The organism is Butyricicoccus sp. OF27-2pH9A (assembly GCF_027693185.1).
Classification (GTDB): domain Bacteria; phylum Bacillota; class Clostridia; order Oscillospirales; family Butyricicoccaceae; genus Agathobaculum; species Agathobaculum butyriciproducens.
Window position 1 is genome coordinate 1 of sequence record NZ_JAQEXK010000021.1, and the last position, 13,765, is coordinate 13,765.

A 13,765-nucleotide genomic window follows, 5' to 3' on the forward strand; every position below is an offset into this window, starting at 1 on the left:
CGCTCAGCCGGTGCAGAGAAAAAGGCTGCCGCCCGTTAGGGGCGAACCGCTTATGCGGTTCGTGTACCCCGGTCAGCCGGTGCCGCATAGAGAAAAAACTGATTTTTAACCGAAAAAATCTGCGGAAACCCGCTCGGACTGATTGCGCATCCCATCTACATTTGTTATAATAAACAGTAAAGCAAAAACCAAAACGGCACGGCAGGACAAACCGGAGCCTGCTCCCGGTGTCGGACCTTCGATGCGCCGCCGCATGACGCGGCAGGAATTCCGAGGGTATACCACTTAAACTTTTTATATAGATTTTTGGAGGATTAAACGCCTTATGGAGCATATTAAGGATTGCATCGCGGCATTGCGAGAGGCCGCACCTGAAATAGATATTGCAGAAAACGAACTCATGCGCCGCCATACCACGTTCGCCATCGGCGGACCGGCCGACCTGTTCGTGCAGCCGAAGACCCGCAGGGAACTGACCGCGGCACTTGCCGTACTGCGCGAGCGCAATATTCCGTTCCTGCTGCTCGGCAACGGCTCCAACATGCTGGTGGCCGATGCGGGCATCCGCGGTGCGGTTGTCTGCACATCCGAGCTGGATGAAGTCCGCGTAAACGAGGATAACACCGTCTCTGCCGAGGCGGGTGCGCTGCTCAGCCGCATTGCCCGCCGCGCACAGCGTTCCGGTCTGACCGGAGCCGAGTTTGCCGGCGGCATTCCGGGCAGTCTGGGCGGCGCGGTTTACATGAATGCGGGTGCGTATGACGGCACGATGGCCGGCATTGTGCAGGAGACCGAGTTCGTGGACGGCGAAGGCAATATCTGCACCCTCAAGGGCGATGAGCACGGCTTTGACTACCGTACCAGCGTGTTCCGCAAGCATCCGGACTGGACGGTGCTCCGTTCGACCATGCAGCTGCAGAACGGCGATTCGGCGGCGATTCTGGATAAGATGAACGATTTCGCGCAGCGCAGACGCGACAAACAGCCGCTCAACTTCCCGTCGGCAGGCTCGACCTTTAAGCGTCCCGTGGGACACTTTGCGGGCCAGCTTATCGAGCAGGCCGGTCTCAAGGGCACGAGCGTCGGCGCGGCACAGGTTTCGGAAAAACACGCGGGATTTCTCATCAACCGCGGCGGTGCAACATGCGATGACATGCTGCGTCTGATCGAACTGGTGCAGAACAGAGTGCGTGAGCAGTTCGGCGTGGAGCTGGAGTGCGAGGTGCGCATCGTAAAATAATCAGCAGCGCCGCTCGGCGGCGTTATCACAGCAGAACCACAGGGCAGGGGGAAAGGTAACATGTATTTTTTGATCGTTTCCGGTATGTCGGGCGCAGGCAAGAGCCGCGCGGTCGCCACGCTTGAGGACTTAGGCTATTACTGCGTCGATAATCTGCCGATCTCCCTCATACCGCGCTTCGCGGAGATCTGTCTGGCGGCAACCGAACGCTATGAACGTGTGGCGCTCGTCACCGATGTGCGTGCAGGCGGCGATTTTCAGCAGCTGTTTGATTCGCTGGATTCGATCAAGAGCATGGGCTGCGATTACCGCATCCTGTTCCTCAACACGGACACGCCGACGCTCATCCGCCGCTACAAGGAAACGCGCCGCAAGCATCCGCTGATGGAAAAGGGCATGTCCATGACAGCCGCCATCGAAAAGGAACGCGAAATGCTGTCCGGTCTGCGCGACCGTGCCGACTTTGTGGTGGACACCACCGGACTGTCTGCCGCCGGTCTGCGCGAGCGTCTGCTGACGCTGTTTTCCGGCACCGAGAGCGGAGAGGTGTTCGAGGTCATCGTGCAGTCGTTCGGCTTCAAGTACGGCATTCCGCCCGAGAGCGACCTTGTGTTCGATGTGCGTTTCCTGCCCAATCCCTATTACGAAATGAGCCTGCGCGAGCGCAACGGCACCGATCCGGAGGTGCGCGATTATGTGTTCCGCGGCGGTACGGCGGATGTGCTGATGCGCTACCTGACGGGCATGATCGACTTTCTGCTGCCGCGCTATATCGCGGAAGGCAAGGCGAATCTGATCATCAGCATCGGCTGCACCGGCGGCAAGCACCGCTCGGTCGCTATCACCGAGGCGCTGAGCGAACACCTGCGCAGGAAGGAATACGGTGTAGTAACCATGCACCGTGATTACCAGAGATAAACCCGCTTCGTTCCGGACAGGCGAAGCGTGCTGTACAGAACGGAGAGAATATATGTCTTTTTCAACCGAGGTCAAAAACGAGCTGTGCCGGGTATCCATGCAGCGCGCCTGCTGCACGCGTGCCGAGGTTTACGGCGCACTGCTCCATGCCTCGGTTTTTTCGCACAAGGAGATACGGCTGTCGGCGGAGAACATGACCGTTGTCCGTCGCCTGCAGGCGCTGCTGCAGCGCGCGTTTTTTGTCGAGTGCGAGCCGCAGAAGGCAGGCCGCAAGCAGCAGCTTGTGCTCACCGAACCGGCGCAGATCGGACGCGTGTTTGATGCGCTCGGCTACGACTGCAAGAGCCATATCACCTATCATATCAATCGCAATCTGCTCGAGGAGGACTGCTGCATTGCGTCCTTTCTGCGCGGCGCCTTCCTTATGGGCGGCACGGTCGCGGGACCGGACAAGAAAAGCCATCTCGAGCTGAAAACCACCCACCAGAGTCTGTCGGGCGAGGAGACAAGCCTGATGCTTGATTTAGGTTTATCACCCAAGCAGGCACGGCGCGGCAGCGCGTATCTGCTGTACTTCAAGGACGGCGCAAGCGCGGAGGATTTCCTCACGCGCATCGGTGCGCCGCACGCGGCGATGGAGCTGATGCAGGCGAAGGTAGAGAAGAATCTGCGCAACACGATCAACCGGCAGGTCAACTGCGAGACCGCGAACATGATGAAGGCCGCCGATGCATCGGCGCGGCAGATCGCGGCGATTCAGGCGCTGATCGATAGCCGGGGGGAGGACGCATTTCCGGGCAACCTGTGGGAGACCGTGCGCCTGCGTCTGGAATACCCGACGGACAGCCTGTCCGAGCTGGCGCAGCGCTTTGACCCGCCCATCTCCAAACCGGGACTGAGCCACCGCCTGAAAAAGATCATCGAGCTTGCGGAGAAGGAGGACTAAATTGGTACCATTTGCACATCTGCATGTCCACAGCGAATACAGCCTGCTGGACGGCGCCTGCCGTATCGAAAAGCTGGTGGACCGTGTGGCAGAGCTGGGGCAGACCTCTTGCGCGCTGACCGACCATGGCGTCATGTACGGCGTGATCGACTTTTACCGCGCCTGCAAGGCGAAGGGAATCCATCCGGTCATCGGCTGCGAGGTGTATCTGGCGCCGCATTCGCGCTTTGACCGCAGCTACATCAACGGCGAGTGGCACACGCACCTCATCCTGCTGTGCGAGAACATGACCGGCTACCGCAACCTCATCCACATGGTGTCGTGCGGCTTCTCGGAGGGCTTCTATATGAAGCCGCGTATCGACATGGAGCTGCTGCGCGCGCACAGCGAAGGACTCATCTGTCTGTCTGCCTGTCTGGCGGGCGCGATTCCGCGTGCGCTGGCGGACGGTGATATGGACGGCGCGTATGACCTCTGCGAGCAGTTCCTCGATATTTTTGACCGGGAGCATTTCTATCTTGAAATTCAGGACCACGGCATTCCGCTGCAGCAGAAAGTCAATGAGGGTCTGTACCAGCTTTCCAGGGAGCTGAACATCGGTCTGGTGGCAACGAACGACGCGCATTATCTGACCAAGGCGGATGCGCGCATTCAGGACGTGCTGATGTCAATTCAGATGGGCAAGACCGTGGATGACCCGACCCGCATGAAGTTCGAGACGCAGGAGTTCTACATCAAGGATGCGGACGAAATGGCGGCGCTGTTCCCGGAGCACCCGGAGGCACTCGCCAACACGGTAAAGATCGCAGAACGCTGTCAGGTCGAGTTCGAGTTTGGCAAGTACCACCTGCCGGAATTCGATGTGCCGGACGGCTACACCTCGCTCGAATATCTGCAGAAGCTGTGCGATGAAGGCTTCGCAAGACGCTATCCGAACGACGACGGCACCGTGCGCAAGCGTCTGCAGTACGAGATCGACATGATCGCCAAGATGGGCTTTGTCGATTACTTCCTCATCGTGTCCGACTTTATCGGCTACGCGAAAAGTCAGGGCATTCCGGTCGGACCCGGACGCGGCTCGGCTGCAGGCTCGATCGTGTCGTACTGTCTCGCTATCACTGACCTTGACCCGATTCACTACTCGCTGTACTTCGAGCGATTTTTGAATCCGGAGCGTGTCTCCATGCCGGATATCGACGTGGACTTCTGCTATGTTCGCCGTCCGGAGGTCATCGAGTACGTTACCCGCAAGTACGGCAAGGACCGCGTGGCGCAGATTGTCACGTTCGGCACGATGGCTGCCCGTGGTGCCATCCGCGATGTCGGCCGTGCGCTCAACATTCCGTACAACGATGTTGACGCGGTTGCCAAGCAGGTGCCGAACGAGCTGCACATTACGATCGACAAGGCGCTGACCATCAACGCGGAACTCAAGAAAATGTATGACGAGCAGCCACAGGTGCGCGAGCTGATCGACACTGCGCGTGCGCTCGAGGGCATGCCGCGCAACGCATCGACGCATGCCGCAGGCGTGGTTATCACCAAAAACCCCGTGGACACCTACGTTCCGCTTTCGCGCAACGGCGACCAGATGGTAACGCAGTTTACGATGGTGACCATCGAGGAACTTGGTCTGCTCAAGATGGACTTCCTCGGCCTGCGCAACCTGACCGTTATCGCGGACGCGGAAAAGCTGATTCGCCGTCACACGCCGGATTTTTCCATCGAGAACGTGGATATGAGCGACCCCGCGACTTACGAGATGCTCGGCAAGGGCTCGACCATGGGCGTGTTCCAGCTGGAAAGCGCGGGCATTACCAACGTCGTTACCGGTCTGCGCCCGCAGTCCATCGAAGATATTACCGCAGTCGTTGCACTGTACCGACCTGGTCCGATGCAGTCCATTCCGCGCTACATTGAGTGCCGCCACCATCCGGAAAAGGTGACGTACAAGCATCCGCTGCTCGAGCCGATTTTAAGCGTCACCTACGGCTGTATGATCTATCAGGAACAGGTCATGCAGGTGTTCCAGAGCCTTGCGGGATATTCGCTCGGCAAGGCAGATATGGTGCGCCGCGCCATGAGTAAAAAGAAGATGAAGGAGCTGGAAAAGGAGCGCGTTAACTTCATCTACGGCAACGAGGAGCTGGGCATTGACGGCGCTATCAAGCGCGGCGTGCCCGAAGCAGTTGCGGCAAGTCTGTTTGACGAGATCATGGATTTTGCAAACTATGCGTTCAACAAGGCACACGCGGTTTGCTACGCGGTCGTGTCGTTCCGCACGGCGTACCTCAAATGCCACTACCCGCGCGAGTATCTGGCGGCGCTGCTGACGAGCGTTCTGGATGTTTCGGACAAGATCTCCGAGTATATTCAGGCGGCGCGTGATATGGGCATCGCGGTGCTCCCGCCGGACGTAAACGAGTCTTACGATGAGTTTTCGGTTGCGGGCGAGAATATCCGCTTCGGTCTGGCAGCCGTCAAGGGTGTGGGACGCTCGTTTATGAAGCAGCTTGTCGAGGAGCGAGAGGCGAACGGCCTGTTTACCTCGTTCCAGGATTTCTGCGAGCGCATGTACGACCGCGAACTCAATCGCAGAGCCCTTGAAAGTCTCATCAAGGCAGGCTCGTTCGATTCCATGCACTACTACCGCAGTCAGCTTTTGAAAATCGTCAATCCCGTGGTAGATGCCATTGCCCAGAACCGCAAGAAGAACATCGAGGGGCAGATGGACCTATTCGGCATGGGCAACGACGAGGTGCGCGACACGCAGATTGCGATGCCGAACATTCCGGAAGTACCCAAGCGGGAGCTGCTGGCGATGGAGAAGGAGACCACCGGTCTGTACCTCTCCGGTCACCCGATGGACGAGTACCGCAGCCTGACGCAGAAGGCACAGGCGGCCTCCGTCAAGCAGATCATCGACGACCTGACGGGCGAGAGCAGCCAGCCGGTCTACAAGGACGGCATGACCGTACGGCTTGCCTGTGTTATCACGGCGGTGCGTCTGAAATCGACCAAGAACGGCTCGATGATGGCATATGTCACCGCAGAGGATGACACAGCGGCGATTGAGCTTGTCGTGTTCCCGCGTTCGCTGCAGCAGTGCGGCGCATATCTCACCGAGGACAGCGCAGTCCTGCTCACCGGTAAGATCGACGCCCGGGAGGATGAGGCGCCCAAGGTGCTGCTGAACGAAGCGCAGCCGCTCACCGAGAGTGCGGTGGAGAGCCTGCAGCAGCCGAAAAAGGGCACGCAGAAATCGGTCTACACCGATGCACAGGCGGCAAAGCTGGCGCCGCAAAAGCTGTTTCTGCGTATTTCCAGTCTGCAGGGTGATGAATGGACGCAGATTAAAGAGGTTTTGCGCACGCAGCCCGGCGATACGCCGGTCTATCTCTACCCGATGGACACGAAGAAAAAGACGCTCGCTGCCCGCCGGTACTGGTGCAAACCGGATATTGCATTTTTAACAAAATTACGCTTTCTCTTGCGCGAGGAAGATGTTATAATACAATAGGAGACTGTGTTTATCCGTAGGGAGAGAGACGGTTTCCGCAGAGGGAAACAGAACTGCAATACAGAGGTCAGTGCGGCATCGACTGTGCCGCTAAGAAAGAAAACAGACCCGACAACAGGGAGGCTTTATCATGGATAAACAAATTCGCAGAATCGGCGTACTTACCAGCGGCGGCGACGCACCCGGTATGAACGCACTTATTCGCTCGGTAGTCCGCAGCGCAAGCGCACACGATATTTCCGTTCTTGGCATTCGCCGCGGCTACAGCGGTCTCATCAACGGTGACATCATCGAGATGGGTGCCCGCAGTGTAGACGGCATTATCCGCAAGGGCGGCACCATGCTGTACACCGCACGCTGCAAGGAAATGCTGACTGAGGAAGGTCTGCAGAAGGCGGCTGACACCTGCCGTTACCTCGGTATTGACGGCCTGATCTGCTGCGGCGGTGACGGTACATTCCGCGGTGCACAGGCGCTTTCCCGCAAGGGAGTTCCGTGCATCGGCGTTCCGGGTACCATTGATAATGATATCGGCTGCTCGGATTACACCATCGGTTTTGACACCGCCTGCAATACCGCGATCGAGTGCATCGATAAGCTGCGCGACACCATGCAGTCCCACGAGCGTTGCTCGGTCGTAGAGGTCATGGGCCGCCGTGCAGGTCATCTGGCATTGCAGGTTGGCTGTGCAGTCGGCGCGACCGCGATCTGCCTGCCCGAGCGTCAGCTGGATTTCGACACCGAGATCGTAGAGAGAATGCGCATCGGCCGTATCAAGGGCCGCAACCACCATATCATCATCGTAGCCGAGGGCTATGGCTCCGCACAGGACGTTGCAGACCAGATTCACGAGGCGACCGGCATCGATACCCGTGTTACCATCCTCGGCCATATCCAGCGCGGCGGCTCTCCGTCTGCTATGGATCGTGTTATGGCGACCCGCATGGGCTACGCTGCAGTTCGCGCTCTGATGGAGGGCAAGACCAACCGCGTTGTTGTTTCGGATAACAACATTGTTACCGATATCGACATTGAGGAGGGTCTGGCACAGAGCAAGGATCTGAACCAGTGTCTGTTCGAGGCACAGCAGACGGTTGCCATCTAACATGGCGCAGACTGTTCTCATCACCGGAGGCTCGCGCGGCATCGGTGCCGCCTGTGTGCGCGTGTTTGCCGAAAACGGATGGAATACCGCGTTTACTTACAGCAAAAGCAGGGAAGCGGCGGACAGGCTCGCTGGGGAGACCGGCGCACTCGCACTTTCAGCCGATCAGCAGGATACTGCGGCAGTGGAACTCGCGGTCGCGGAAGGGAAGGCGCGGTTCGGCACGATAGATGCCGTGGTCTGCAACGCAGGCATCGCCGAACAGAAGCTGTTCCAAAATATCACGGACGCGGACTGGATGCACATGTTGGATGTCAATCTCATGGGTACGGTGCGTACGATTCGCGCCGTGCTGCCCGAAATGCTGCACAACCACAAGGGGAGCATCGTCACGGTGTCCTCCATGTGGGGGGAGTGCGGCGCGTCCTGCGAGAGCCATTATTCCGCGAGCAAGGCTGCGATTATCGGCCTGAGCAAGTCGCTCGCGCAGGAGCTTGGCCCGAGCAATATCCGGGTCAACTGCATTGCACCGGGCGTGATCGACACCGACATGAACGCCATGCACAGTGCGGATACCATGCAGGAGCTTGCCGATCAGACACCGCTCGGAAGAGTCGGCGCGGCAGCCGAGGTCGCGGACAGTATTCTGTATCTGTGCTCGGATAAGTCGTCTTTCATTACCGGACAGGTGCTCGGTGTGACTGGCGGTTTCTAATAAAATAAGCGCAAAGCGAGAGGTAAAACCTCTCGCTTTTTTTCGTTAATACGGTTCAAAGTCAAAATAACTGAGCAGACCGTTATAAATGCCCTGTGCAAACCCGAACGGATCGTTTTCCAGCTTCATCGCATCGGAAGCATTGGTCAGGTATGCCAGCTCGACCAGAATCGAAGGCATCTGTGTCCGCCGCAGGACATACAGGCTCGGACGGATGCGCACGCCGTTATCGCGTGTGCCGACACGCGCAACAATGCCGGCGAGCACATGCTGCGCCAGCCAGTACGCCTGCGTATTTTCCTGATAAACATACACCTCAGTGCCGTTGACGGCAGGATTTACGTTCGCGTTGCAGTGGATGCTGATGAAGTAATCCGCAGGCCACTCATTCGCCAGCCGCACGCGCTCGGCCAGACTGGTGGCATTGCTTGTGCCGAGGATTTCTTCGGGTGTGCTGCGGCTCAGCCGCACCTCAAACCGCGGGTCTGCCCGCAGAAGATCAGCCAGATACACGCCGACCGCGTAGGTCACATCCTGTTCGAGCAGACCGCTGCCTTCCGCGCCGGTGTTCGGACCGGACGGATTGTGTCCCTGATCGACAAAAATCTTGATCGCCAAAGTATCACCTCCTCGTGTCAGCCTATGCGGCAGCGCGGCAGAACGTCCGTGCTTGACGGTCAGCACACGCCGTGTTATTCTGTAAGAAAAGAGAGGTGGGATCAATATGAAATTATATATCAAACAAAAGGTATTCTCCTGGGTGGATCGGTTTACCGTTTTTGATGAAACCGGCGCCGACAAATACCATGTCGAGGGTGAGTTTTTCTCGTGGGGCAAGAAGCTGTATGTCACCGACTTGACCGGACACGAGACTGCCTTCATCCAGCAGAAGGTGTTCAGCATGATGCCGCGGTTCTTCGTGTACATCGACGGCGTGGAACGCGCGGAAATCGTCAAGCGGCTTACATTTTTCTACGAAAAATACGAGATCGAGGGTCTCGACTGGACGATCGAGGGTGATTTCTGGGCGCATGAGTACCGCATCACGCAGAACGGACGCGAGATCGTGTCCATCTCCAAGGAGTGGTTCACCTGGGGTGACTGCTATCAGCTGGACATTGCCGATTCCGCAGACGAAACACTTGCGTTGGCGGTCGTCCTCGCAATCGACGCAGTGCACGCGCAGGCGAACGCGGCAGCGGCTTCGACTTGAAAGGAAACGATATGATTGAGATAAACCAGGGCTTCGCGGACGGCGTACTGCATCCGCGCAATCCGGAGACAAATAAAAACGACTACGGCCGCATTCTGTGCGTGTGCGGCTCGGCAGGATATACAGGTGCGGCATATTTTTCGGCACAGGGCGCGGTCCGCATGGGAAGCGGCGTTGTGACGCTGGCAGTTCCGCAGGGTGCGTGGCCGGTGCTGGCGGTCAAGCTGAATGAGCCGGTCGTGCGGCCCATGCCGCAGGATGAAAACGGGTTGTTTTCCATGGACGCACTGCCGAAGCTGCTTGCGCTTGCCGAAAAGGCGGACGCGCTGCTCATCGGGTGCGGACTCGGCCGTTCGGATACGCTGACCGAAATCGTGTGTACGCTGCTCGAAAAAGCTGCCTGCCAGATTGTACTCGATGCGGACGGCATAAATTCGATTGCCGGGCATAAGGATATATTGCGGCGAACGGCAAAGCCGGTCGTGCTCACGCCGCACGCGGGCGAGTTCGCACGGCTCAGCGGCAAGCCGGACGCGACCGCTGCGGACGCGGCACAGTTCGCGCAGGACTGCCGGTGCATTGTGCTCTATAAGGGACACCGCACCCGCATTTTCACGCCGGACGGCGGCTGCTATCGCAATACCTCGGGCAATCCCGGCATGGCGAAAGGCGGCAGCGGGGATGTTCTGGCAGGCATGCTGGTTTCGCTGTGCGGACAGGGCATTGATGCGGTTCCGGCGGCATGTACGGCGGCGTGGCTGCACGGCAGAGCCGGAGATCTGGCTGCGAACGCGCTGAGCGAATACGGCATGACGCCGAGCGATATGCTGACGCAGCTGCCGATTCTGCTGAAACGCTATAACTCGAAAACATGGTGATAAACCGGTCAAAGGAGTGGTAATCTGAACAGGCTGCTGTGTGGTTTGGCGGCGCTTGTTCTGCTCTGCGGCTGCGGCCGCTCAGCGGAAATGAGTGCCGAGGATGTGCGTGCGCATTTCGCATCGCTGGACAGCTGTACGGCGCATTTGAAAATAATCTCGGATTTGGACGAATCTGTACTGGAATTTGAAAGCGACTATGTCTATAATAGAGAGGACAGCGATTCCTTCACGCTGACCGCACCGGAGTCGGTCGCCGGTATCGGCGGGCGCATCTCAGGTGAGGAGAACGGCACGTTCACGCTGCAGTACAACGACTTGCAGCTGGATGATATTGCTCCTCGGCATACCGGACTGACACCGGCAGACGCGTGGTTCTGCCTGCTGAACGATCTGCGGTACGCTGCGCCTGCGCAGGTGTGGAGCGAGCGCACGAACGGCGAAAGCCTGCTCGTGCTGCGCTATGAAAATGCAGACGACAGCGTGGAAAAGCAGGTGTGGCTGCGGCAAAGCGATCTGCAGCCGGTCTATGCCGAGCTGTATGAGGACGGTGCGCGCGTGCTGACCATACAGGTGGAATCCTGTCAGTAAATCAGGAGCCAAACGGTTCTGTTGGAGTGACGAAAACAATGGAAGTAAATCAACACCGCACTTGGGCGGAGATCGACCTCGGTGCGATCGAGCATAATTATCGCGTGATTTGTGAGCAGGCACAGGCGCCGGTCCTGTGTGTCGTTAAGGCGGACGCATACGGTCACGGTGCCATACAGGTGGCTAAGCGGCTGGAGAAGATGGACGCACCGTATTTTGCGGTAGCGACCATTCCGGAGGGTGTGGAGCTGCGAGAAGCAGGCATCGAAACGCCTATCCTCATCCTTGGCTATGTGGACGAGAAGGACATGGACACGGCGGCGCAGTACGGCATCACCGTGCCGGTGTATGACCGCGAGACCGCAGAACTCATCAGCGCGGCAGCAGAGCGCACCGGCAAGCCGGTCACCGTACACTACAAGCTGGATACCGGCATGACGCGGCTCGGCTTCCCGTCGTGGGAGTGTGAGCAGACCGTGCAGGATATCCTTGCGTGCTCCAAGCTGCCGGGCCTGATCAGCGAAGGCATTTTCACGCATTTTGCGGTTGCCGACGTGCCCTCGGGCGAGGAATACACCGAGCTGCAGTACAAGCGCTTCTCGGATGTGTGCGAGGGTCTGCAAGCGGCCGGTCTTGACCTGCCGCTGCGCCACTGTGCGAACAGCGGTGCTATCCAGACCTACGAGAAGATGCACTGCACGATGACCCGTGCGGGCATTATCCTGTACGGCTATCGCCCGGATGCCTCCGTGCCGCCGGTGCTCGATCTGAGACCCGCCATGACCGTCAAGGCGCGTGTGGTGCAGGTGCGCGATATTCCGGCGAATACGACCATCAGCTATGGCCGCACCTTCGAGACGGCAGAGCCGACCCATATGGCGGTTATCTCAATGGGTTATGCGGACGGCTATCTGCGTACCGGCTCGGGCAAGGCGCAGGTGCTGCTCGGTGGCGTGAAAGCGCCTGTGCTCGGCCGCATCTGCATGGATATGTGCATGGTGCGTATTCCGGAGGGCGTAGACGTACATCGCGGTGACGAAGTGACCGTGTTCGGCCCGGAAGGCTGGACGGCAGAGGACGCAGCAGACGCGGCGGGCACCATCTCGTACGAGGTGCTGTGCGCCATCAGCCGGCGCGTGCCGCGCTTCTATCGGTAATTTACTGACATTGCGTGCATAAGATGAAGCGGAGGAGATTTTTCTCTCTCCGCTTTTCTGCATTATACAGTTATAATTTTGTGTGACACGGGGAAAATAGGTTTGCGGGAAAACCATCAGGCAGCACCGTAAATCTATTTCATCGGAGTGTGAACCAAAGTGGATAGCAACATCAAACGCGGAGATATTTACTATGCCGATCTCAGTCCGGTGGTTGGCAGTGAGCAGGGCGGCATCCGACCGGTGCTGATCGTGCAAAACAACGTCGGCAATCGGTACAGTCCGACCGTGATCGCCGCCGCTATTACATCGCAGATCAACAAGGCGAAAATGCCGACGCATATCACGGTCGGTGCGCCGAACTACGGACTGACCAAGGATTCCATCATCCTGACCGAGCAGATCCGCACGCTGGACAAACGCCGCCTGCGCGAGAAAATGGGATCGCTCGACGAAAAAGCCATGCGGCACGTCGATGAAGCACTGGCGGTCAGTTTCGGACTCGGCTCGGTGCAGGGGTAAGCCGTATAACGGCGGGAGAAAGCGCATATCCTTTTATGGGGTATGCGCTTTTTGCGTATAGACTGGGATTTGCCGTCTGCGGACGGCAGGAACGTGCCGCGCCCCGCGGCAAGGGCAAGAGGGGTAGACACCAAGGTTTGCCCGTAGGCCACTAAACCTTGGTGTCTATCCTTTTGGACCTCCCAGCCAAAGGTTGGCTCCCATTCTATATGCTTTAGCAAGTAGTAAAATTCAAATTTGCACAGAAAGGAGAACCGCCCATGCGCGCAGACGTATTCTGTAACGACAACCCAATCGGCACGATCGACTGGACCCCGGACGCCTGCGGCGTGCAGGTCAATCTCGACTGCGCTGTCTGCGGAGACGAACTGCTGCGCTGCTATACGGTCGTGAACGGAAACATCCTGCGGGTCGGTCTGCCTGCACCGGAGCATGGCCGTCTGCGCCTGCGCCGGCATCTCTCGCGGCAAATGCTGCATGAGACTGGCTGTGAGGGCGAACCCGAACGGTTCTATCTCGCGTCTGCGCCGGAGTCTTTGCCGCAGAGCAATGCGCCGCCTGAGCCGCTTGTCACCGGAGATGCGGTTCTGGACGCGCTTTTATCTAACGAAAACGTGCAGATTCAGCCGACCGAGACCGGACTGCGTCTGCAATGCCCGTTTGACCCGAAAAAGCCGTTCGCGCTGGCACCGGCGTTTGTACTTTGCCGCACAGAAGGAAGCACGGCAGTTCTGGAATGGAAAAAGGACGCAGCCGATGCGGCTGCGTCCTCTGAAAAGGCGTAACTTTAGGTAATACCGCATAATTGAACAAGAGTGATTTGCGAGTAAATTTTGCGTACTGACGAGGCACAGTTTTGCGGTAATACTTGATGTATTACCGTGAAACTTCGGCAGCGCGGACGGAACTCGCGCAAGGAACCGAAGCCAAAGTCAGGACACAAAATTTCCGCAAAGCACC

The 13,765-nt window shown here is 58.2% G+C and carries 13 protein-coding genes; 12 read left to right on the top strand and 1 reads right to left on the bottom strand.

Annotated features, from left to right (window positions below):
* Window positions 1-325: 325 nt before the first annotated feature.
* From murB to PG722_RS12510, 6 genes are all read left to right on the top strand, one after another.
* Entirely contained in the window at window positions 326-1,240 is a 915-nt protein-coding gene (gene murB, locus PG722_RS12485; RefSeq protein ID WP_110437063.1) for a UDP-N-acetylmuramate dehydrogenase, read from the top strand.
* Between the two features lie 60 nt (window positions 1,241-1,300).
* On the top strand, window positions 1,301-2,158 hold the full coding sequence (rapZ, locus tag PG722_RS12490; RefSeq protein ID WP_110437062.1) for an RNase adapter RapZ: 858 nt from the start codon (window positions 1,301-1,303) through the stop codon (window positions 2,156-2,158).
* Window positions 2,159-2,210: 52 nt separating this feature from the next.
* Window positions 2,211-3,104, top strand: a complete 894-nt coding sequence (whiA, locus tag PG722_RS12495) for a DNA-binding protein WhiA (protein WP_110437061.1) — start codon at window positions 2,211-2,213, stop codon at window positions 3,102-3,104.
* 1 nt (window position 3,105) lies between these two features.
* The gene (locus PG722_RS12500) at window positions 3,106-6,624 is read left to right on the top strand and encodes a DNA polymerase III subunit alpha (RefSeq protein ID WP_118760488.1); all 3,519 of its coding nucleotides are present in this window, start codon (window positions 3,106-3,108) and stop codon (window positions 6,622-6,624) included.
* A 130-nt stretch (window positions 6,625-6,754) separates the two neighbouring features.
* Entirely contained in the window at window positions 6,755-7,729 is a 975-nt protein-coding gene (gene pfkA, locus PG722_RS12505; protein ID WP_117751128.1) for a 6-phosphofructokinase, read from the top strand.
* Window position 7,730: 1 nt separating this feature from the next.
* The gene (locus PG722_RS12510; RefSeq protein WP_270580718.1) at window positions 7,731-8,444 is read left to right on the top strand and encodes an SDR family NAD(P)-dependent oxidoreductase; all 714 of its coding nucleotides are present in this window, start codon (window positions 7,731-7,733) and stop codon (window positions 8,442-8,444) included.
* A gap of 45 nt (window positions 8,445-8,489) precedes the next feature.
* On the opposite strand, the gene PG722_RS12515 is transcribed toward PG722_RS12510, so the two are convergent.
* Complete coding sequence (locus PG722_RS12515) at window positions 8,490-9,062, bottom strand: N-acetylmuramoyl-L-alanine amidase family protein (protein ID WP_188885884.1); 573 nt, start codon at window positions 9,060-9,062, stop codon at window positions 8,490-8,492.
* Between the two features lie 106 nt (window positions 9,063-9,168).
* On the opposite strand from PG722_RS12515, the gene PG722_RS12520 reads away from it, so the two are divergent.
* The 6 genes from PG722_RS12520 (at window position 9,169) to PG722_RS12545 (ending at window position 13,590) form a co-directional block, all read left to right on the top strand.
* On the top strand, window positions 9,169-9,657 hold the full coding sequence (locus tag PG722_RS12520; RefSeq protein ID WP_117487840.1) for an LURP-one-related/scramblase family protein: 489 nt from the start codon (window positions 9,169-9,171) through the stop codon (window positions 9,655-9,657).
* 11 nt (window positions 9,658-9,668) lie between these two features.
* On the top strand, window positions 9,669-10,535 hold the full coding sequence (locus PG722_RS12525) for an NAD(P)H-hydrate dehydratase (protein ID WP_270580719.1): 867 nt from the start codon (window positions 9,669-9,671) through the stop codon (window positions 10,533-10,535).
* 45 nt (window positions 10,536-10,580) lie between these two features.
* Window positions 10,581-11,126, top strand: coding sequence for a hypothetical protein (locus PG722_RS12530; protein WP_270580720.1), 546 nt, complete (start codon window positions 10,581-10,583; stop codon window positions 11,124-11,126).
* Between the two features lie 38 nt (window positions 11,127-11,164).
* On the top strand, window positions 11,165-12,283 hold the full coding sequence (gene alr / locus PG722_RS12535; protein ID WP_270580721.1) for an alanine racemase: 1,119 nt from the start codon (window positions 11,165-11,167) through the stop codon (window positions 12,281-12,283).
* A 159-nt stretch (window positions 12,284-12,442) separates the two neighbouring features.
* The gene (locus tag PG722_RS12540) at window positions 12,443-12,805 is read left to right on the top strand and encodes a type II toxin-antitoxin system PemK/MazF family toxin (protein ID WP_110437051.1); all 363 of its coding nucleotides are present in this window, start codon (window positions 12,443-12,445) and stop codon (window positions 12,803-12,805) included.
* 260 nt (window positions 12,806-13,065) lie between these two features.
* Complete coding sequence (locus tag PG722_RS12545; RefSeq protein ID WP_270580722.1) at window positions 13,066-13,590, top strand: hypothetical protein; 525 nt, start codon at window positions 13,066-13,068, stop codon at window positions 13,588-13,590.
* Window positions 13,591-13,765: the final 175 nt, after the last annotated feature.